The following is a 21,861-nucleotide window of genomic DNA, read 5'->3' as shown; positions in this document are numbered from 1 at the left end:
AGTTTACTCAATAAAAAAGCAACCAAACTGGTTGCTTTTTTATTGCTCTGATTTATTGCTCTTTCATCAGATGCTGGAATTTACTATATAGCTTGAGCAGCTTTGGTGGAATCGCAAAGTTGCAATAACCTTGTGAAGGATTCTTTGCATAGTAATTCTGATGATATTCTTCTGCCGGATAGAACGTCGGAACAGGGGACAGCTCAGTCACAATATCAAGATCGTCATTTTTTAGAGTCCGAATCGTGTGTTCCGCTGCCTGCTTTTGCTCTTCATTATAATAGTAAATAACAGAGCGGTATTGCGTGCCAATATCATTACCTTGGCGATTTAAAGTCGTTGGATCATGAGTCGCAAAGAACACGTCGAGTAACTGGGAGTAAGTTACTTGCTCTTCATCAAAGTCGACTAAGATCACCTCAGCGTGCTGGGTGTCTCCTTGACATACTTGCTCGTAGGTAGGGTTAGTGGTGTGTCCACCTGCATAACCACTCGTTACTTTTTCTACACCGCGTATTTGTAAAAATACAGCTTCGACGCACCAAAAACAGCCGCCGCCAAATAATGCCTGTTGCATTGTTTTTCCCTCTATTTCCTGCCTATTACAATAGGGTTTATGTATTTAAAATACAAAGTAAAGCATGTATAAAAAAGTAAAGAAAAGTGCATTACTTATTTCATTTAGCTTTAGGTAAACCTTGTCGAACGATTTGAGAGAAGTGTTGACTACTCTGATCTGAAAGTTGTTCAAAATTCTCAGTACGTGGGTTGATATGCGCAATTTGATACCACTGTTTTAAACTGATATTTTGATTAAGTGCTTTAAGATCATATAAATAATTAGGTAAGTAACCTGAAGCGATTAGACGATAATCTTTAGGAAGCTGATAGGGGTTAATCGCTTGAACCATATCAAAAATTAAGGTTGTACAGTTACTGGTTAAAGTGTTGTACCATTTTGGTTCTGCACGAAGTTCATCGGATTTCTTTAGATATTCTAAAAATAAAGCCTTTTGCTCACTACGAGGCATGTTAACAGGAAAATTATAAACTTGCTCTTTGCGGATGTTACTGCGTGTGTAAACAATATCTTTTTCATCAGAAGCAATTAAGCTCAGTTCATATTTCCTAAAAAATCCGCCAATTGCCGAAAACTCTTCACTCTTTTCTTTGCGAATTTCAATTGAAAAGACTAAAGGTTGTTGGTGAGCAAATTCGAAACTTACCAGTGTATGGGCAATTTGTGGCCCCATCCAGTAAGAGGCAATGATATTTATACCATTCAACTGGTTTAGATCAAAAGTTCGGGTTTCCCAGCGGACATCATAGGTTCCGTCAGGATGCCAGTTGAAGTTACGAACATTGTGTAAAGTAACTACATCGCCATGCTTTTCGTAACTCAGCATATTGGCAACTTCTGGGTTCCAATCACGATCTTGACGTGCAGTAATCGAAAAATACCAGACTAGTGAACAAGCAAAGGCAGCAAGGTAAATCAGGATATCGGTACGGCGGCTAATAAGATGACCTTCAACATATAAGCCAGCCATACTGAGTGCAAAAGCAATCCAGATGCCAATAAGTATGCGACTACCTAACCAGCCAAAAGGTTGTTGAACCCAGAGCGCTACGCATACCCAAATGCTAGAGAACACAATAAACAGCGTGAATAGACTATGTAGCAGCCCAAAAAGTAGAGCAATAATAAATTCACGTGTTCCGATATTGTGCATAGGCATCCATAAAATTATTTTTTATAAGTCGCAAACTCGAATGAAGTTCCTGATTTTTCATCAACTTGCTGTTCACTCGCAATTTTATGAAATTCACTCGGTATTGTTGGATAATGTGCATCACCTTGCACATCTAAGTCAACATGAGTAAGTTCAAGACGGTCTGCAATCGACAAGGTTTGCTTAAAGATTTCACCACCACCAATAATGAACAAAGCTTGTTTTTCGGTATTCTTTACATCTTCTAAAGCTGCATTTAAAGCATCTTCAATTGAATACGCAACTTTAACGCCATCAAATTGCCAGTTAATGTCACGGGTAATTACCCAGTTCACACGGTTTGGTAGAGCACGGCCCATAGACTCAAGGGTTTTACGACCCATCACGACCACGCCACCTTGTGTGATTTCTTTAAAGTGTTTTAAGTCGGCAGAAATATGCCATGGCAACGCATTGCCTTTACCAATACAATGATTTTTGTCCATTGCCACAACGTGGACAACTTCTACATTTTGCCATGCCATAATCTTATTCTCTAAACCGTAATCTAATGAAATTTAAGCCGTCGTTATACTGCAACTGGTGCTTTAATTGCAGGGTGTGATTCATAACCTACAATTTCAATATCTTCAAATTTGAAATCAAATAAATCGGTTATTTCTGGATTTAGTTTCAATTGGCATAGCGGTAAAGGCTCACGGGTCAATTGAAGTTTAGCTTGTTCAAAATGGTTGGCATAAAGATGCGTATCACCACCAGTCCAGACAAAATCACCTACACCTAAACCGCAAACTTGAGCAATCATATGGGTGAGTAGGGCATAACTCGCGATATTAAAAGGTACGCCTAAAAACACATCGGCACTACGTTGATAAAGCTGACATGACAATTTGTTATCTTGTACGAAAAATTGGAAGAGCGTATGGCAAGGCGGTAAAGCAACTTGTCCAGCTTCATTCGGGTTCCAGCCAGAAACAATTAAACGGCGTGAATTTGGATTGGTTTTAATTTCATTAATTAACCATTTAATCTGGTCGAAACCATCTTGGTTATAAGAGCCGTCTGCATTTTTGGTTGCGCCGAAATTACGCCATTGATGACCATAGACTGGTCCAAGTTCATGCTCTGGACGGCCAAAGCGAGCTGTTTGTTCTGCGGTTGCCCATTCATCCCAAATTGAAACTTTATTGTCTTTTAGATATTGGACGTTGGTGTCACCTTTTAAAAACCAAAGTAACTCAATCACAATCGAGCGGAAATGAACTTTTTTTGTGGTGAGTAAAGGAAAACCTTTAGAGAGATCAAAACGCATTTGATGACCAAATACAGAACGGGTTCCTGTGCCTGTACGGTCGCCTTTGTCACCGCCATTATCAAGGATATGTTGTAGTAGGTCTAAATATGCACGCATAACACTCTCGAGTTCGGATTAATTCCATAAAATAGAAGGAAGAAGGTTCATGGATCAATAAACCGTGAAAGATAATAGCATGGTTTGAGAATAGTAAAAACGCGCTAAGTTTTATGCTTAAAATCGTTTAGCGCGATTTTGATAAATTGATACAAGGAAAAAGCCAACTAGTACAAAGCCTAAAGCTTGTATGAGGTGAATCCATTTATGCTGAATAGGGAGCAAATACATCAAAATAATAATGATCAAAATAGGATAGATTTTGATTAAAACTCCCAAGCTCGATTTGCATGATGTGTTGTTTGAAAATTTGGTATTCAAGTCATGCCCAATATGCAAACCAAATCCAAAAATAAGGCTAAGTATTGTATAAATAGGAGATAAGGGCTGAACTTGATTGGCTGCATAAACTGCAACACAAACAACAATAATGAATATAAGTTTGATATGACGTGGTGCGTTGTACCAATAAGCCAGCATATATTGAGCCTATTTATTAAAAAGTGATTGAGGTGAAAAAATAAAAGCAGCAAGCGCCATAAAAGCGATTCCTTGCACACCCCAGATCAGCAAGTTCGGCATTGTTTTTACAAAAATAAGTGCAAATAAAAGAGCGATAGGAATCCAAGTCAGCAGGCGGTAAAGTAGGCCAGTTGGATTTTTCTGAGCAAAATGTAATTTAAAATAGCGGCAGATTAAAAAGATAACACCCGTGCCAGTAAACATTAAAATCGTATCTAAGGGCAAAGGCTGGTATTGATATAGCCCAATACAAATAGCCAAAGTAATAATTAAAATCACTAATTTTTTAAATGTCGGGACTTGTGTGTCAAACCAGAATTCCAGCATGGCATATCTTCATTTTTAGGAGAGTAAAAACTGTAGCATAAAAAAGAAAAGAGGAGCCGAAACTCCTCTGATTTATCATATTAACTGTTCTTTTGTGGACCCCAGTCATAAATTTTCTTTTGGTAGGCATACCACATCATCCAAAGGCCAATCAGCAACATTGGAACGGTAAGGATCTGACCTTTAGTCATCCAGCCAAAAAGAATAAAACCTTGATCGGCATCTGGTTGACGGAAGAATTCCATTACAAAACGTGCAACGCCGTAGCCCATTAAAAATAGAGCAGAAACAGCCATACGTGGACGTGGTCTTGAACTAAACCACCACAAGACAATAAATAGGATTAAGCCTTCACAAATTGCTTGATAAATTTGTGATGGATGGCGTACCAGTTGTAATGGATCAGTTGGGAAGATCATACCAAATGGATAATTTGGGTCAGTTACTGCACGACCATATAACTCCCCACCAATGAAGTTACCAAATCGCCCAAACATTAAGCCAGTCGGTACACATGGGGCAATAAAGTCGAGGGTTTGGAACCATGTTTTTTGGTATTTTTTACACCAAAATAACATCGCAATCATGACGCCTAAAAAGCCGCCGTGGAAACTCATGCCGCCTGTCCAGACTTGAAATAGCCAAATCGGGTTTTCGAGAAATTTATCAAACTCATAGAACAGGACATAGCCGATACGACCGCCCAGAACGACACCTAAAGCACCGTAAAACACCAGATCGGAAACCATGTCCGATGTCCAGCCATCACGCTGTTTGGCACGGTAGGAGGCAAGTCCCCAAGCGCATAAAAATGCCAATAAATACATGAGTCCATACCAATGGACTTGAAGAGGTCCTAGATGTATTGCGACCGGATCGATATTAGGATAGGTCAGCATTGCTGCTCCTTGATCTTACGTTTTGACAGATTGTAGCGGAATGATGTGAAAAATGTTGTACATTCAATGTGTAAAGATAGGGAATAAGAAAAGATGTGTATTGTGGCTTTAGCATGGCATGTTCTGGATGATATGCCCTTATGTCTTATGTCAAATCGGGATGAGTTCTATCATCGACCAACAGCTTTATTACATCAGTGGCAACACACACCGATTATTGCTGGCCAAGATTTACAGTCGGGTGGTACTTGGATGGGCGTAACACCTCAAGGTCGATGGGCTGTGTTAACCAATTTTAGGGATGGGCGAGATCAAAAAACATATGAAACTTCTCGAGGGCACTTAGTTCAGGCTTTTTTAGAGTCTGATTTATTGCCGATTCGATTTGCTCAGCAATTAGAACAGCAGCAACAGAACTTCGCTGGCTTTAACCTGTTTATGGGAAATGCTGATCAAGCAGTTTATATGAGTAATCGTGGTGAAGCACCGCAAGTATTAGCCAATGGTGTTTATGTGGTTTCGAATGGCTTAATGTCTGAACATTGGGAAAAAACCAGACATTTAAGAACACGTTTTACGCAAGAGTTTTTGCCTATGCTTCAGCACCAGACGGAAGAGTTAACTTTGCAACACGCTGCATGGGATATTCTTGAAGATGAACGTAAGGTCACAACTGCATTATTACCCAATACGGGCATTCAGCCAGAAATGGAAGAGTTATTGTCATCGACTTTTATTCAAAGCCCTGTGTATGGCACACGTTGTTCAAACTTTCTAAGAATGACCAATAATGAATGGCTTTGGCTGGAAAAGACTCAGCAAGGCGAGCATAGTGGGCAAATTGTTCAGCAGCAGGTTCTCTTAAATCGATGATAATAAAAATGCCGATCAATCGACCGGCATTTTCATAGTTATAAACGAATTAGCCCGCGATCACACCGCCATCTTTACGGGTAATCACAACAGTTGCTGAGCGTGGGCGCGCAGTTTTGTTGTTTGGATCTTTCTGGGTTGCTGGCCAGTTACTTGTTGGGGCATCATATTTTTTAGACTTTTCCCCAGGGTGTTGAACATTAATGAAAATTGCTTTGTGGTCTGGAGTCATCGCAATACCTGTAATTTCACACTCTTTGGGCCCAACAAGGAAGCGACGTAGCGTTTCATCTGTTACTTTAGCACCCACTAAAGTTTGCTGACCATTTGACGTAGTTGCAGTAGCACCATCTCCAATCTGGCCTGGTAACGCAGCAAGCATCATACAGTTAGTGACATCAGTGTATGCGCCATCATCTGTTTGAATCCAAAGTACGCCACGTGGGTCAAACCACATACCATCTGGAGATGACAAATCATTGTTGTCTGTCAGACCCGATAAGTTAATGTTTGAAGCCATAGATGCTTCTGCACCAAACAGATAGATATCCCATTTGAAGGTTTCAGCAGTGGTTTTGTCATCAGTTTCTTTAAAACGGATGATATGACCGTTTACATTACCTTTTTGTTGCTCTTCTTTACCTTTGATATCTGTGTAATTACGTGGGTTAGCTGCATCGGTTGGGTAGCTTGAACCACGATTCGAGTTGTTAGTTAGAGTGACATAAATTTCGCCGTTCACTGGATTAACTGTACACCATTCTGGGCGATCCATTTTTGTAGCGCCGACGGCGTCACCCGCCAAACGTGCAAATGTCACAACATCCGCTTGAGATTTAAATGGGTAGGTGGTGTTGCTTTCATTTAAACCATTTTTGCCATAAGCAAGTTCAATCCATTGACCTGACCCATCATTATTAAATTTGGCAACATACAGCTTACCTGCGTTCATATATTTGTCACCAATCGTATAACCACCATTTATATCCTTAGCATCCCAAGCAGCCGTTGATACAAATTTATAGATATACTCGCCAGTTGAGTCATCGCCCATATAAAATGCTAATGGTTGACCTACTACGGCACGACAAGCACTGTCTTCATGTGCAAAACGACCAAGTGAAGTACGTTTAACTGGATTTTGACGTCTATCAAATGGATCAATCTCGACCATCCACCCGAATGTATTTGGACCGTTACGATAGTCTTGGGTAGCTTGTGCAGCATTTACGTCGGCATTCCAGCGGTCATATAAGTCTTGTGACTCTACTTGACCAATTGCTGTTTCCCAGCCGTAACGTGAACCAGATCCTGCTTTTAAGCCATAGCGTTTCAGTGCAATAATTTCTTCTGGAGTACGTAACGCGTCATCAGTCGCACTACGCGCAAAGTAACCAATAAAGTTTTCTTCGGTAGTTAAGTATGTGCCCCAAGGTGTATAACCATTACCGCAGTTATTATGGGTACCACGTGTTTTACGGGCAGTCGGTGAGAATCGAGTTGCAAGCAAGCTAGAACCAGCTGCTGCACCTGCAAAATTCATTTCTGTTGATGCTGTAATACGGCGGTTAAAAACAGAACTTTTATCAATTACTACTTTTTGAGTTATTGGATCTTTTTTAATGTGAACAATAGATACGCCATGTGCATTTGTTTCACGAATCACTTCATCTTCAGGACGGCGTCCATCAACTTTTGTTGGACCTTTGGGGTGAAGGAAGGTCTGGTTGATATATTCGTGATTCATCACCAATAAGCCTTCAGCTGAAACATTCCCATCAAATTTGTCTGTTGAAGTATTTAAACCAAAGAAATGCATGCCGTCATGGCAGTCACCAGAACGTAAAAGGAAGCTTGGGCCAAATGGAATATTGTTGTCATCCCATTCGCCAATATCAGGGTTGATTGAATCACCTAAAGCATAAATGACATTGGCTTCATAACCTTCAGGCACTGTCACAATATCATGTAAATTTTTAGCAACTGGGGTAAATGTGAGTTTTTCTGGTTTTTTATTTGGATCTACAGGTGTAGTTCCGCCATTGTTTGAACCTGAATCATCATCGCTATCATTACAGCCTGTTAAGGTAGAGGCTAAAGTTAGCGCTACAGCACCACTTGCTACTTTAGTAATTAAACTACGGCGACTGATGTGTTGTTCTAAGATGTCGCGGAAGTGGATATTGTCAGAAGTATTATTATCCAATTCTTGGTCTTCATGATATGGCGTCAGCTCTGTCATGGGAAATTCCTAAGTAAATAAAGAGATTGTTCTAGAATTCTTCATGAGCTTAGTTTGTGAATGTGACGAGGCGTTGACGTTTTGATGATAAGTTAATGAAAAGTTCTGTAATTTTTCATTTAATTTTCATAAAAAATAAAAGCTGAATGTAAAAACATTAAAGCTGACCTTAGCCAGCTTTAATGTTTGGAGCATATTAAAAATTATTTAGTTGTGACAGAAGGGGCTATTGGGTCTGCTGTAATATAGCCCACGTTAGCACTATAACCATTATTGTAATTTTGGTTAATTAATGCCTTAACATCCTCAGGTACACTGCTGCTATCGCCTGGATGTTGGAAGTTGCTCATGATGTAAGTCCAACCGTTGATTGAATCTACAGCATGTAAACCTGTTGACTCTGCACCTGCTGGTGTAGAAAGTAAACGTGTTAACTCTTTGGTATCTACATTGTATGCCCACAAGAAGTTGTTCACGTGGTTACCTGAGTCTTCACCAATGAATAATGTGCGTAAAGTTTCAGAGAACTTCAGATTGTCTGGGCTAGCAATTTTGTCTGGGTTCGCTGTATTACCTAACTTATCTGCTGTAGCAAGATCTTCACCCATTAGTAGCATATATGAGTAAAGTGGAACCCACTCACTATTGATTGCGCTACCTTCATTGTCTGTAAAGCTATTACCTAATTTGTGTGCAAGCACGCCACCAGCAGTAATTTTTTTAGAGAACGCAACATTATGTCCAGCCACATAACCCTTACCGCCAATGACCATTGAATCTTGAATATTAGCTAAAGCAGAGTACGCAATTTTATCTTTAATATTTACGTTAGTACCTTCCATCTTGGTGAACGCCATACTTGCACCTTTTAGTGCTGCATAACGATGTGTTTCCAAGAAAGCGGCCGCTTTTTCCATACCTGGTTTAAGTTTTACCCAAAGCTGTTTCTTTGCCAAAGTGATTTCAGTATAGCTGGCATCATTTGGATTGGTTGTTAAACTTTCCATGATGTCAGTTGACTTAATCCCACCAGCAACTAAATCCTCAATTTCTTTACTTGTCGCATGGCCAAGTTTGATCCATTGAATGCTAGCAGTTGAGGTTTCAGTTAGGGTATTAATGTATTTAGCAACATAGAGTGTCCCTGCTGATAAATCTTTTTCTTTATCTGCAACGAACATGAAGAAACCACCGTTAGTGTAGTCATCTCCCATAAGCGCTGTGCGGTTGTCTGGCATAACATGGATAAGTTCGTGAGAAATACGACCTAAACAATAGTGCTTTTTAATGCTACCTGTACCATCAAGGTTAACTGTTACTTCTGGCAAATGACCGTAGTTATATGGATTTGCTTTAGTTTCATCACCAAAGAAGTATTTACCAAGATATTTTGGATCTGTACCGCCAATGCCTTGATTGAATGCATCTGGTTCATATTCCTCACTTGATAAGTGAGTGTTCCAAGGCGATAAGCTAGCACCGCAAGTAATCCATAAACCGTGTACTGGTGCAGTATCAACGTTGAAGTATTTTTTAAGTTCTAGGTGACCTGTTTTTTGGTCTTGATCCAACGTTAAAATTGCGATTGGAGATGGTAGTTGACCGTAAGTATCGCCACCTGCTTGGTCTTTAGAGTTGTATTCAAATTGAACAACGTGAAACACTGGGTTTGCTACGCCTTCAACTTTCGCACCTTCTAATTGAATTAGAGATGAACCATCTGGACAGTCTGAAAAGAATTGACGTTCTTTGCCAGCAACTGATTTATCCATAATTGGATTGCCATTAACATCAAAATAACCACCTGCGATAATCGTTCCACCACCAAGTTTTGGTACGCTATCACCAGTTTTAAAGAAAGGCTTATATGCTAATTGATATGGAGTAGGTGTTGAGTCTTCCCATTCAATTACTAATTTAGAGTTCACTAAGGTTGTGGCACGGTCTGCTGCAGTTGTTGGCGCTGGCATTGTTGTGAATTTTGCATTTTTAAATTTGCTTGGTTGTGGTGTTGGAGTGATTACTGAACTGTCATCACTATCATTACAACCTGCTAACGTTGCTGCCGTAGCCATCGCACCTAATGGTAGAAAAGGAATCCCCGAAAACCATTTTAAAATTTCGCGACGCGTTGGTTGAGTAGAAGCAGTTGTCATAAGAAATCCGTAAATTTTGTGGGTATATTTGTTGAGTTGATTTTATGGACTGAAAATGACACTTTTCTTACATTTTCAAGTCACTTTGAAGACAGTTTATTGCTTTGTAGAATAAAAAGTGTTCTACATAAAAAAAGCCTGAACTTCGAGGTTCAGGCTTTTTCTTAAAAATCATTTTATTCAGCAGAATGGACTTTTCTTTTCTCAAGAATTTTACCAAAGAGTAGGCCAAGTTCGAAAAGCAACCACATTGGAATTGCTAACATTACCATTGAAATTGCATCTGGTGGTGTAATAAACATCGCTACAAAAAAGCATCCAACAATGATAAAACGTCGCTTTTCAGCAAGGCTTTTTGTATTTACCACACCGATTAAAATAAGGAGTAGCGTCGCGATTGGAATCTCAAAAGTCAGTCCAAAAACTAAAAATAGCTTTAAGCAAAAGCTTAGGTAGCTATTAATATCTGTCATTGGTGCGACAGTTTCAGGCGATACACTAATAAAGAAATGCAAAATTGCCGGAAGGGTAATGTAATATGCAAAAGCAACGCCCGCATAAAACAAGACAATACTACCGATGAGTAATGGCAGTGCTAAATGACGTTCTTTTTGATAGAGCGCTGGACGAACAAATGACCAGATTTCATACAGAATAAATGGCATTGCCAGCACAAGTGCGACAAATAAATTGAGTTTAAAAGGCGCCATGAATGTTGCAGTGACATCGGTTGCAATCATTGATGAGGAGGTTGGAAGTTGCAGCCTTAAAGGTTCAGATAGTAATTGGTAAGTATTATTTCTAAAAGGTAATAAGCAAAAAAATAAAAATAAGGTTACTCCGACAATCCTAAATAAATGACGTCGTAAAACGACCAAATGGCTCATGATTGGCATTTGGTCTAAATTTTCCTGATTATTTACAGTGGTTGAAGGCAGTTGGTTCATACGGCAATCTTCAATTTAACAGGTGATGTCTCTGAAATATCAGTTGATGATGCTAAAGGCATAAATTTTCTAATGTATGGGATTTTATAATGGCCTGATATAGGAAGACATATCCGAATAGGTTGGGGCACTGATTTGGTTGCCTCGGCCTTATCTATATTTTCAGAAATATTCTGCTTTTGAATTTCTTCAAGCTGTTGTTGTACTTTACGTTCTAGTGCTTCAATGCGGTTGAGTTCTTCTTGCATTTCTTTTCGAAACTCAGAAAGACGCAACTCTTGATCAATCTCATTTTGCAAATTAGTAATATAACGTTTTAGGCGAACATACCAACGACCAGCAAAGCGTGCAGCTTCTGGAAGTTTATCCGGGCCTAAAACTAAAATTGCAATAATTGCAAAACAGAGTAGCTCTGTCATTCCTACATCAAGCATGGTCGAAAACCTTTAGCTTTTTACTGATGTGCTGTCAGGTGTTTTGACTTGGGCATCAATTGTACGTGGAGTATTAAGAGCAGTAGTCTCATCTTCTTCACGAACTGATTTTTTAAAGTCTTTTACTGCACCGCCTACGTCTTTACCGATATTTTTTAATTTCGACGTACCGAATAATAAAATAACGACAATTGCAAAAATAACGACATGCCAAATAGATAAACCGGCCATGATCTTATACCTCTTTTCAGTTTGCTTTATATCAACAGGTTGCCATGACAAGAATGTGACATTTATATGTCATTTTTAAGACAATGAATGGCTGCCAAAATCTAAAAAGTTAATTTTATAAACAGCATATCTCCTTTTTTTATTTATACATAGTTTGAAAAGAGTCACTTAAATTACTTGAAATGGAGAGTACATTTCATTTTGAAAAGGTGTAGCATAGCAAGCTGGTTTTGATGAGCAAGAGGAGAGAGCGTGGCGCTACTACTGCCTGTATTGGCATTTATCACAGGACTTCTACTTGCTCAGACTTCCATTGCAGAAACCATAAAACCTATTCTTTCAGCTTGGCTTGCCCGCTTACTGATTCCAATTGTTATTATTTACAACATGGTATTTTATCAGTCAGGTAGTTTGAGTTTAATGCTGTTTAGTTTCGGTTCAGCATTTCTTATTTTCTTTGCCTATTTAGCTCTATTTAAAGACAGGTTATTAGCGCTTTGCGTGAGTTATACCAACATGGGGTGGCTTGGCTTTCCCTTTGCCATGGCTTTATTTGGCCCTGATGCTACGGCTCCTATTGTGGCCTTATATATTGGTATGTCTCTTTTTGGAAATGCATGGGCTGTTACGGCAGTCACCACTGCACCACAAAGTAAGCTCAACATATTAAAAAAGGTTTTAACTTCTCCACCATGTATTTCAATATTTTGTGCACTTTTACTTAGGTCGTTAGGTGCTCAACATATCGAGCATCCTGTTATACATTGGGTATATGAAGTTGCCAAGTTTGTCATGACTTTTGCTGGTATGTGTGTGCTGGGAATGTGGCTACGCCGTACCCGAGTGCATTTAAAAGACTTAATTTACAGTACTAAAGCTCAAGCATTTAAAGTAGTGTGCGGATTTATTCTCTGTGGCTTAACTTATAGATTTTTACCCATTCCCAATATCAGCCAGCAAATTGGAGTGATGTTTTTAATGTTTTGTTTGCCGCCAGCAGCCAATATTGTAGCACTAGAAACACATTACCAAGGGACGGGAAGATCTGCGGCTTATATTGCTTCGGGGACGATTGTGAGTTGTGTGTGTATTGCGATTTATGCTGTGTTTTTACACTTGTTCGTTTAATCTTTATTTAATTCTAAGTTTCCTAAACTTGCTTGTGCGAAGGCGGCATGGATACCGCCAGTTAGACTGTGGCACAAGGATGTGCCATCAGTCTAACAAAAGATTTTTGCTTACTTTTCATCTTTGAAAAGTAAGGGGTGCCTATACAAAGCTGAATACTCTCTAACGTGGTATTCAAAGGCTATATGGAAAAAAATTATACTAAACTTTCTCTAAATAACTGCATCGCTTGTCCACGATGACTAATCTTATTCTTGTCTTCTTTAGACAATTCAGCGCTAGACACTTGTAGCTCAGGCAACCAGAACAATGGGTCATAGCCGAAGCCATTTTCGCCACGTGGCGCTTCTAAAATTTCGCCGTACCAGATGCCTTGGAAAATTTGTGGTAATGGGTCTTCCGCATGAGTGACTAAAGCAAGTACACATACAAACATACCTTCAATCGCTTCACCATTTTTACGAAATGGCAAAAGGTCATTTAATAATTTGGCATTGTTAGCTGCATCGTCACCATGCTCTCCAGCATAGCGTGCTGAGTAAATACCAGGTGCGCCGCCTAAGACTGGTACACAAATACCAGAGTCGTCAGCCATAGCAGGTTTACCTGAAATTTTAGAAGCATGACGCGCTTTAATAATGGCATTTTCAATAAAGCTTAAACCATCTTCAATTGCATCAGGAATATTAAGGCGACCTTGAGGAATAATTTCTACTGGTAACTTAAGCTGTTCAAAAAGTTTTTCAAACTCTGCGACTTTACCTTTATTATTGCTGGCAAGAACTAAACTGCCCTGATCAAACCAATGTGGGGTAGACATAATAAAACCAAACTTTATAGCTAATATCGAACAGCAGTTATGTTACGTGTTTTTTGGAAGGGGATATAGAGGAAAACAAATAGAATATAAAATGGGATAACCTAAACTAAAGCCACCTTGTACAGCATACAAGGTGGCTTTAGTCGAATAAGGTTTTTTACGGATGAACCGTTATTATTGTGCTTGAATCCATTTGTCCGCACGGTCACGAGCTGTACGGATTTGTTCTTGAGTTAAGTTCGCTGCTAGAGCAGTTTTCTTACCTTCAGATAGGCTAATCACTTTATTGTCGAGCATGCCATCACGAGTTGAAAGCTCATACCATTGGTAAGCACCAACGTAGTTTTTCTTTTGCTCTTCCATCATCGCAAGGTTATAGCTTGCACGATTATCACCATTGCTTGCTGCTTTTTCAAAGTATTTACGAGCCATAGACTCATCTTTTTTAACACCAATACCGTCCGCATACATGCGGCCTACGTTTAATTGTGCTGGTGATAAACCTTGATCGGCTGCTGCTTTAAACCATGCGAAAGCTTGTTTATCGTCTTTTGCTACATCTTTACCATATTGGTAATGGGTACCAAGGTAAAACTGTGCGCCTGCTTGACCAGCTTTTGCCGCTTTCTGAAGATCGTTAATCCCCATTGTTGAAAAGCGTGCGGCCTGACTCGCAACCGATTGTGGCTGGGCGATATAATCTGCATGAGCCTGCATACTTAGCAGTCCTGCAAATAGTGTGCTAAATAATGTCTTTTTCATAGTGCACTCACTCGATAAATAGCGACTTCACCAAACAAATTTGGAACATGTTTGCTTAACAGGCTTCCCTGCTGATTTCCATTGACGGCGAGTCGATTAATAATTTGTATCTGATTTTCAGCACATAGTGCTTCGAAATCTTTAAATGTACATAAATGAATGTTGGGGGTGTTATACCACATATATGGTAGAGCATCCGATACAGGCATCATTCCTTTTAATGCAAGAAAAGAGCGAGTCTTCCAATGTGCAAAGTTTGGAAATGTAATAATTGCCTGTTTACCCACACGCACCATGTCTCTTAATAAAACATCGGGTGCATCTACGGCTTGCAAAGCTTGTGCCATAACCACATAGTCAAAGGACTGGTCTGCAAAGCGGCTTAAGCCGAGATTCAAATCTTGTTGAATAATATTTAACCCGCGACTGACGGCAATTGCAATCTTTTCTTGATCAATTTCTAAACCATAAGCACGAATTTGATGCTTTTGACTCATATGAGCGAGTAATTCACCGTCACCACACCCTAAATCGAGTACGCTTGAGCCGGGTTTAATCCACTTTTCTGCCAGTTGTTGATCAATACGCATTAGCTTGCCTCCAGTGATGTCGATTTTAAGTGTTCTTCACCGCCTAAGAAAGCGCGCATGGTTTTGACATACAGTGGAATAGGAAATAAGAACGAGTCATGCCCTTGTTCAGCATCAATGTCGAGATAACTTACAGGCTTATGATTGGTAATAAGCGCATCTACAATTTCTTGTGAGCGACTTGGTGCAAAACGCCAGTCAGTTGTGAACGAGACAATAAGGAACTGACATTTAGTTTTGCCCATTGCTTCAGTTAAAGAATGGCCGTATTCACGAGATGGGTCAAAGTAATCTAAAGCTTTAGTCATGATGAGATAGGTATTGGCATCAAAGTTACGGCTGAACTGTTCACCTTGATAACGTAGATAGCTTTCGACCTGAAACTCGACATCAAAACCGTACATAAATTTGCCAGATTTTAAATCACGGCCAAATTTTTGTTTCATGGCTTCTTCTGAAAGATAGGTGATATGACCTACCATGCGAGCCAGAATTAGTCCGCGTTTTGGGTAACTATCATTTTCTAAATAACGGCCATGATGGAAATCTGGATCAGATAAGATTGACTGACGAGCAACCTCATTAAATGCAATATTCTGTGCTGAAAGCTTTGGTGCACTGGCAATAATCACACATTTTTGTAGGCGGTCAGGGTAGTCTACGGACCATTGTAGTGCTTGCATGCCTCCTAATGATCCACCGACCACTGCATACCAGACATCTACACCTAGACGGTCCGAAAGCATGGCTTGTGTTTTAACCCAGTCACGTACCGTTACTAATGGAAAATCAGGTCCGTAAGGACGGTTGTCGTTTTCAGGATTTGGTGAGGTCGGGCCAGTTGAGCCATTACAGCCACCAATATTATTTAGCGAAACTACAAAAAACTTATTCGTATCAATTGCCTTACCCGGGCCAATACAGCTATCCCACCATCCAGCTTTTTTATCATCTTCGTGGTGATAACCCGCTGCATGATGATGTCCGGAAAGAGCGTGACAGATTAAAATTGCATTTGATTTATCAGCATTTAAAGTGCCGTAAGTTTCGACCATTAGTTCAAAACGTGGCAAAACACGATCACATTCAAGGTGTAATGGTTCTTCAAATTGGAACTTTTGCGGAGTGACTAACCCCACTGAATCAGCTGGAAAAGACACGGGAACATTTCGCCTTTTAAATCTTTCAGGAATAAAAAGAAAGGATACCAAGCTAGGTATCCTTTCCAAAGTCTTTTTTTTAATTAAACAGCGGCGGCAACAACCTGATCTGTACTTAAAACACCTTGATCAATCAAACGGTTGGTACACGCAATAATTGCTTCAATGGATGAGGTGACTGTATTGTCATGAACACCAGCACCAAATGAACCTTTACCTGTACCTTTTACTTGAAGCTCAATTAAGGTTAATGCTTTCGCATTTGCACCTGAACTAATACTACGTTCTTCATAATTCAATACGTCAATTGGTAATTGAAGAGCATTTAAGAATGCAGAGATTGGCCCGTTACCTTCACCACGAAGTTGTTGTGTTTCACCTTCGACATCAATATCAAGTTCGATAATCTGAGTACCGTTAATGTCAGATAATTTGTAGTGTTTGACTGTGTAATGATGATTCTTCACATCAACATAAGTGTCTTTAAATAAGGTCCAGATTTCTTTAGCATTAATTTCTGTACCGTTCTCATCAGCATATTGTTGAACAACCTGACTGAATTCGATTTGCAAACGACGTGGTAATACAACGTTGTAGTTTGATTCTAATAAATAAGCGATACCACCTTTACCAGACTGACTATTTACACGAATAACTGCGTCATAGTCGCGGCCCAAATCTTTCGGGTCGATTGGTAAGTAAGGCATATCCCAGATTTCTTCGTTTTTCTGGTATTCGAAGCCTTTTTTGATCGCATCCTGATGTGAACCGGAGAATGCAGTAAATACCAAGTCACCTGCATATGGATGACGAGGGTGTACAGGTAAACCAGTACATTCTTCAACCGTTGCAATCACTTCATTAATATTAGAAAAATCTAACTCTGGTGCTACACCTTGGGTATACATGTTCAATGCAATTGCTGCAACGTCAACGTTACCTGTACGTTCACCATTACCAAACACACAGCCTTCAACACGGTCAGCACCCGCCATAATGGCAAGTTCTGATGCAGCAATACCACAGCCGCGGTCATTGTGGCAGTGAACAGAAATGATTACGCCATCACGACGTGCCAAATTACGATGCATCCATTCAATTTGGTCTGCATAAACATTTGGTGTAGAAACCTCGACAGTCGCTGGCAAGTTTAAAATAACTTTATGATCTGGACGTGCATCCCAGATTTCTGTGACGGCATCACAGACATCTTTAGCGACTTCTAATTCAGTTGCAGAGAAACATTCTGGGCTGTATTGGAAAATCCAGTCTGTTTGAGGATATTGAGCCGCATACTCTTTAACTTTTTGAGCAGCATTAATTGCTAATTGTTTTGCGCCATCAACATCTACATTCAACACCTTTTGACGGAAGGTTGGAGAGTTCGAGTTATAAATATGTACAATCGCTCGTTTAGCACCTGCCAAAGATTCAAAAGTACGTTCAATTAAATGGTCACGTGCTTGAACCAAAACCTCAATGTATACGTCATCAGGAATATGATTTTCTTCGATTAACATGCGAGTAAAATCGAAATCAATTTGAGATGCTGAAGGGAAACCGATTTCAATATGCTTAAAACCAATTTTCACAAGCATTTTGAACATTTTGAATTTTTGTTCCATGTTCATTGGTTCAAAAATTGCTTGGTTACCGTCACGTAAATCTGTACTCATCCAGATTGGCGCTTTTGTAATTTCTTTATTTGGCCATTGGCGATCTGGTAAATCCACACGCTGGTACATACGGCGGTATTTTTTGCTAGGGTCAGCCAACATCATGAGAAAACTCCTTGTCTCGTAGCGCGGTTGCTCTGGATATATTTAAAAGGCAACATCTACAGTTATATATGGTATCTAATTCAGAAAAATTAAAGGTAATTTTGAAGTGCTGCTTTAAAAAGCAGACAAAATTTTTATACGCGCGCTTGGCGCAGCATCAGGAGTTGCAGATGATGTCTTGCTTGAGTAGGCTGGGCAAACAAGTAATTCGTTTTCATCTCTAGACCGTGAAATAATAAGTTTGGTGGTTTGCAAGTAATCTTGTTATTTAGATATATCATATCTAAACAATGATTACACCTTGTGCAAAATTCTTATCATAATTTTAGTTAAGTTGTTTAGAAAATAATTTTCTAATTTTGCGCCATTTTGTTTTTTGTGGGAAATAATTTTCATATTTTTGCCTTCTTAAGGTAAAAAAGATTAGCTGGTCTTAAAAAGGCAAAAATAAATATAGTTACAGTTCTGACCACATACGAATTAAATTATGATAAATGTTAGTGAGCTTCATGACTTCTGAATAGTTATCGCCGTGTGCTTTACGTAGTTCTCGAATGCTCTCATCAAGATTAAATAAAAGGTGGCGTTTACTATCGTCACGGACCAAACTTTGTACCCAGAAAAAAGAAGCAAAACGAGTACCTGAGGTAATACTACTGACTTCGTGCAGGCTAGTAGACGGGTAGAGTACGACATCACCTGCTGGTAATTTAACTTCGTGATAACCATAAGTGTCTTCAATAACGAGGTCACCACCTTCATATTCATCGGGTTCACTTAAAAATAATGTACAAGATAAATCAGTGCGTAGCTGTTCTGAAGTTCCACGGATAAGGCGAATTGAGTTGTCTACATGGAAACCGAAGCTTTCATGTTCATCATAACGATTAAAAAGCGGTGGAATAATTTTGTGGGGTAGGGCTGCAGCCTGAAACACTGGATTTTGCCAAATTGCTTTGATGACAAGATCACTTAAACGATGAGTAAGCGGGTCTTGTTCTGAGAGTTGCTGATTTCTTTTCACCGAAGCAGACAAGGTGCCGGCAGTCACTTTCCCACCTACCCAATTGGCGTCTTGCATGAGCTTACGAAACTCGGCAACTTGCTCTTTGCTTAAAACATTGGGGATATGATGAATCACGGCAAACACCCTTTAAATAGATACTTCATTTGTAAAAATAGCCTCATGACGAGGCTATTTTATATGAACTTCAATTAATTCCATAAATAAATTATGGAATTTAACCTTAGTACTTAAAGTTAATCGCTAAGACAGCATTACGACCATTGCCTTCAAATGCGTAGTGAGCTGCATGTGCACTAGTGAAATAACGCTTATCAGAGATATTGTTGATGTTAAGCTGCAAATTCACATTCTTATTCACATCATATTTAGCCATAGCATTGTAAATGGTATAAGTTGGCAAATATTTAGGTGCAGTTGTGTTCACAAAAACTTGATCACGATATTCAACACCAGCGCCTAAAGTTAACTGAGGTACCACTTTATACGTAGACCATAAAGTCGCGCTGTTTTTCGCTACAAATGGTAATGGTTTACCTTCTTGAGCAACCGCATTGTATGCCGCTTCAGTGATTTCGCTATCTAAATAGCTATAGCCTGTAGAAACATCCCATTTGTCAGTAATTTTGCCGTTCAAACTAATTTCAAATCCATCAACTTTACTTTTACCTGCATTGGCAGTCGTATTCGGATCGATCTGGATGCGAGTATTTTGCTTTTCAGTACGGAAAACTGCTGCTGTTAAATTAGCACGGTTATTAAATAGATCCCATTTAGTTCCTAACTCGAAAGTACGAGCTTCTTCTGGTTTTAGATCATTTGCACTCGCACTTGCAGCACCTGAGTCGCTAATAGAATCTGAACCTGTGTCACCCTCAGCAAGCACACCTACTGGGTTTGCTGACGTAGCATAGCTTAAATAAATACTACCATCTTCTGTTGGTTTAAAAACTAAACCAGCCTGATAAGAGAAATAATCGGTATCACTTTCTAGCTTATCACCAGCTTTATGAGGAGTACGCCCACCTACATCCTTATTATATTTTTTCTCAGTTTCAAATTTATCCCAACGAACACCTAGGTTAAGTAACCATTGTGGATTAAATTCAATACTATCTAAAGCGTAGACTCCTACATTGTGACTACGTGTCGTAGATTGTGCTTTAATAGATCCACGTTTATCTGTAAATGCACCATTTCCTGGATTATTTAAACTCGTACACCAACCATTTGCCGCCGCAGCTTCTGAAGTACAATTTTTAATATTGCTGTCTAAAATAGTAGATGTGGTTTCACCTGCAGCATTAGTAAATGTATATACACCTTGGTCGGTCTCTTGGAAGCTCCATTCAGTTCCGACATTAAAAGAATGTATTAATGAACCAGTATTAAATTTACCTCTCAAAGAAAGCTGATCGCTATAAGCATCGCTATCTAAGATACGGCTTAAAGCGCGGCGAGCGATTGTGCCTCTGTAAATGTTACCTTTAGAGTCATCAGCATTCGTATAAACATAATCAGATTTAGATTTGTTGTAAGTTGCTACATTCGATAAGGTAAGATTTTCATTAAAGTCATGTTCTAACTTAAACGTGCCAATATGGTTTTCACGTTTATCAAAATCACGTGCTTTCCAACCATAGTAGGTTCCTGCTTTTACATCAACAGGTTTACCATCACCAGGTGTTACTGTCACTCCTGGAGGAGGAGTTGTTGGATTTGCATTGTTAAATGGGATACCGGCATCAGGTTCATCATTACTACGTAAATAGTAGTAGCTCAGTGTTCCGCGAGTTGCCGTATCTAAACCAAATGCAAGACTTGAGGCAATACCGGCACGAGCATATTCAGCGCCGTTACTCTGACCAGCTTTTTCATTTTCGTGACCCATGATAACTACACGACCAGCAATGCCATTTCCAAAGTCTTTGTTGGCATCAAGTTGGATATGACGATAGTTATCAGTACCACCTTGAACACTTCCTTGATAAACGTCACCTTCATGAGCAACTTTAGGAATTAAGTTAATACTTCCGCCAACGCTACCACCACCACCAAGAGCAGAAGAAGAGCCTTTGATGACTTCTACTTGTTCAATGGCAAACATATCGCGATTTTGAGACGTTGTATTACGAACACCATCAACATAAATAGAAGATTGACCGCTATAACCACGAATGTAAGGCATATCTGTAAACGGGGTACCACCTTCACCAGCACCTAACGTAATACCAGGTTCATAGCGTAACGCTTCGAGTAGGGTATTAGAGTTTGTATCTTTAATTAATTTTTGAGAAAGAATAGAGACTGATTTTGGTGTGTCTTTGAGAGGAGCTACGAATTTAGAGTTTGCAGACTGATCTACTTTTAAAGATTCTTCTTGAGTCGCTTTAGTATGAATTGTTGGTAATTGTGAAACTGTTTCTTGCGCGATGGCTGTTGTTGCAATCATTGATAGCGATGAAGCTATTGCAGAAGAAACAATTTTTTTACGTGTTCTAATCAAAGACATAACTTCAGGACTCTAAAACTAAAAGGTTATGCGAATAATAATAATTCTTATTTATATGTACAGTTTGTGTTAATTGGATTTGCCAATTGAATTATGAAGAGAAAATGAATAATTGAATGGTAAATTGTACTTTTATGTAGCTAATCTACTGATTATTGGTAATTGTTTATTAAAGCGATTAAATTCAAAGTTTAATTGTAATTTTAGATTTATAAAGAATAACTAAAAAATTAGTTTTACTTAAGTACTTATGAAAAATATTTAAAGAATCATAAAATTACTGTGAAATTTACTAGAATAATGTCCTTC

At 39.2% G+C, this 21,861-nt stretch carries 20 protein-coding genes and 1 pseudogene; 2 read left to right on the top strand and 19 right to left on the bottom strand.

Annotation, left to right across the window (positions count from 1 at the left end; genetic code table 11):
• Positions 1–52: 52 nt before the first annotated feature.
• The 7 genes and pseudogenes from msrA to lgt form a co-directional block, all read right to left on the bottom strand.
• A complete protein-coding gene (msrA, locus tag J663_RS10115; protein WP_033849489.1) occupies positions 53–577 on the bottom strand; it encodes a peptide-methionine (S)-S-oxide reductase MsrA in 525 nt (174 codons plus the stop codon).
• Positions 578–677: 100 nt separating this feature from the next.
• Positions 678–1,733, bottom strand: coding sequence for a DUF4105 domain-containing protein (locus J663_RS10110; RefSeq protein ID WP_033849487.1), 1,056 nt, complete (start codon positions 1,731–1,733; stop codon positions 678–680).
• Between the two features lie 14 nt (positions 1,734–1,747).
• Positions 1,748–2,257 (bottom strand): dihydrofolate reductase, encoded by a 510-nt coding sequence (locus J663_RS10105; RefSeq protein WP_032035374.1) that lies wholly within the window; start codon positions 2,255–2,257, stop codon positions 1,748–1,750.
• A gap of 44 nt (positions 2,258–2,301) precedes the next feature.
• On the bottom strand, positions 2,302–3,144 hold the full coding sequence (gene thyA, locus J663_RS10100) for a thymidylate synthase (RefSeq protein ID WP_017482022.1): 843 nt from the start codon (positions 3,142–3,144) through the stop codon (positions 2,302–2,304).
• Between the two features lie 18 nt (positions 3,145–3,162).
• Positions 3,163–3,624 (bottom strand): annotated as a pseudogene (locus tag J663_RS10095) (hypothetical protein).
• A 9-nt stretch (positions 3,625–3,633) separates the two neighbouring features.
• Positions 3,634–3,993, bottom strand: coding sequence for a hypothetical protein (locus J663_RS10090; RefSeq protein WP_033849483.1), 360 nt, complete (start codon positions 3,991–3,993; stop codon positions 3,634–3,636).
• 80 nt (positions 3,994–4,073) lie between these two features.
• Positions 4,074–4,892, bottom strand: a complete 819-nt coding sequence (lgt, locus tag J663_RS10085) for a prolipoprotein diacylglyceryl transferase (RefSeq protein WP_033849481.1) — start codon at positions 4,890–4,892, stop codon at positions 4,074–4,076.
• Positions 4,893–4,985: 93 nt separating this feature from the next.
• Between lgt and J663_RS10080 the strand changes: the two genes are divergently transcribed.
• The gene (locus J663_RS10080) at positions 4,986–5,765 is read left to right on the top strand and encodes an NRDE family protein (RefSeq protein ID WP_033849479.1); all 780 of its coding nucleotides are present in this window, start codon (positions 4,986–4,988) and stop codon (positions 5,763–5,765) included.
• Positions 5,766–5,814: 49 nt separating this feature from the next.
• Here J663_RS10080 and J663_RS10075 read toward each other — a convergent pair whose 3' ends face one another.
• The 5 genes from J663_RS10075 to J663_RS10055 form a co-directional block, all read right to left on the bottom strand.
• Complete coding sequence (locus J663_RS10075) at positions 5,815–8,007, bottom strand: PhoX family protein (protein ID WP_033849477.1); 2,193 nt, start codon at positions 8,005–8,007, stop codon at positions 5,815–5,817.
• Between the two features lie 203 nt (positions 8,008–8,210).
• The gene (locus tag J663_RS10070) at positions 8,211–10,163 is read right to left on the bottom strand and encodes a PhoX family protein (protein WP_033849476.1); all 1,953 of its coding nucleotides are present in this window, start codon (positions 10,161–10,163) and stop codon (positions 8,211–8,213) included.
• A gap of 176 nt (positions 10,164–10,339) precedes the next feature.
• The gene (gene tatC, locus J663_RS10065) at positions 10,340–11,110 is read right to left on the bottom strand and encodes a twin-arginine translocase subunit TatC (protein ID WP_033849475.1); all 771 of its coding nucleotides are present in this window, start codon (positions 11,108–11,110) and stop codon (positions 10,340–10,342) included.
• Positions 11,107–11,544: a Sec-independent protein translocase protein TatB gene (tatB, locus tag J663_RS10060; protein ID WP_033849472.1), complete on the bottom strand. Its 438-nt coding sequence runs from the start codon at positions 11,542–11,544 to the stop codon at positions 11,107–11,109. Before tatB ends, tatC begins: the two co-directional genes overlap by 4 nt.
• A gap of 12 nt (positions 11,545–11,556) precedes the next feature.
• Positions 11,557–11,775 (bottom strand): Sec-independent protein translocase subunit TatA, encoded by a 219-nt coding sequence (locus J663_RS10055; protein WP_002114991.1) that lies wholly within the window; start codon positions 11,773–11,775, stop codon positions 11,557–11,559.
• A 252-nt stretch (positions 11,776–12,027) separates the two neighbouring features.
• Between J663_RS10055 and J663_RS10050 the strand changes: the two genes are divergently transcribed.
• Positions 12,028–12,903 (top strand): AEC family transporter, encoded by an 876-nt coding sequence (locus J663_RS10050; RefSeq protein WP_033849470.1) that lies wholly within the window; start codon positions 12,028–12,030, stop codon positions 12,901–12,903.
• Positions 12,904–13,099: 196 nt separating this feature from the next.
• Here J663_RS10050 and rdgB read toward each other — a convergent pair whose 3' ends face one another.
• The 7 genes from rdgB to J663_RS10015 all read right to left on the bottom strand — a co-directional run bounded on the left by rdgB (position 13,100) and on the right by J663_RS10015 (position 21,552).
• Positions 13,100–13,723: an RdgB/HAM1 family non-canonical purine NTP pyrophosphatase gene (gene rdgB / locus J663_RS10045; protein ID WP_033849469.1), complete on the bottom strand. Its 624-nt coding sequence runs from the start codon at positions 13,721–13,723 to the stop codon at positions 13,100–13,102.
• 174 nt (positions 13,724–13,897) lie between these two features.
• Positions 13,898–14,485 (bottom strand): tetratricopeptide repeat protein, encoded by a 588-nt coding sequence (locus J663_RS10040; protein ID WP_005804213.1) that lies wholly within the window; start codon positions 14,483–14,485, stop codon positions 13,898–13,900.
• The gene (metW, locus tag J663_RS10035) at positions 14,482–15,075 is read right to left on the bottom strand and encodes a methionine biosynthesis protein MetW (protein WP_001217230.1); all 594 of its coding nucleotides are present in this window, start codon (positions 15,073–15,075) and stop codon (positions 14,482–14,484) included. The genes J663_RS10040 and metW overlap by 4 nt, the downstream gene beginning before the upstream one ends.
• Positions 15,075–16,235 carry a homoserine O-succinyltransferase MetX gene (gene metX / locus J663_RS10030; RefSeq protein ID WP_002114709.1) on the bottom strand — a complete coding sequence of 387 codons (1,161 nt, stop codon included), beginning with the start codon at positions 16,233–16,235 and terminating at the stop codon, positions 15,075–15,077. The genes metW and metX overlap by 1 nt, the downstream gene beginning before the upstream one ends.
• 83 nt (positions 16,236–16,318) lie before the next feature.
• On the bottom strand, positions 16,319–18,016 hold the full coding sequence (gene leuA, locus J663_RS10025; RefSeq protein ID WP_033849465.1) for a 2-isopropylmalate synthase: 1,698 nt from the start codon (positions 18,014–18,016) through the stop codon (positions 16,319–16,321).
• 457 nt (positions 18,017–18,473) lie between these two features.
• On the bottom strand, positions 18,474–19,157 hold the full coding sequence (locus J663_RS10020) for a Fe2+-dependent dioxygenase (protein WP_033849463.1): 684 nt from the start codon (positions 19,155–19,157) through the stop codon (positions 18,474–18,476).
• 106 nt (positions 19,158–19,263) lie between these two features.
• Positions 19,264–21,552: a TonB-dependent receptor gene (locus J663_RS10015; RefSeq protein WP_033849462.1), complete on the bottom strand. Its 2,289-nt coding sequence runs from the start codon at positions 21,550–21,552 to the stop codon at positions 19,264–19,266.
• Positions 21,553–21,861 lie beyond the last annotated feature (309 nt).

This window comes from Acinetobacter sp. 826659 (genome assembly GCF_000588515.1).
Classification (GTDB): Bacteria; Pseudomonadota; Gammaproteobacteria; order Pseudomonadales; family Moraxellaceae; genus Acinetobacter; species Acinetobacter pittii.
This window is presented reverse-complemented; position numbering and strand designations above follow the sequence as displayed.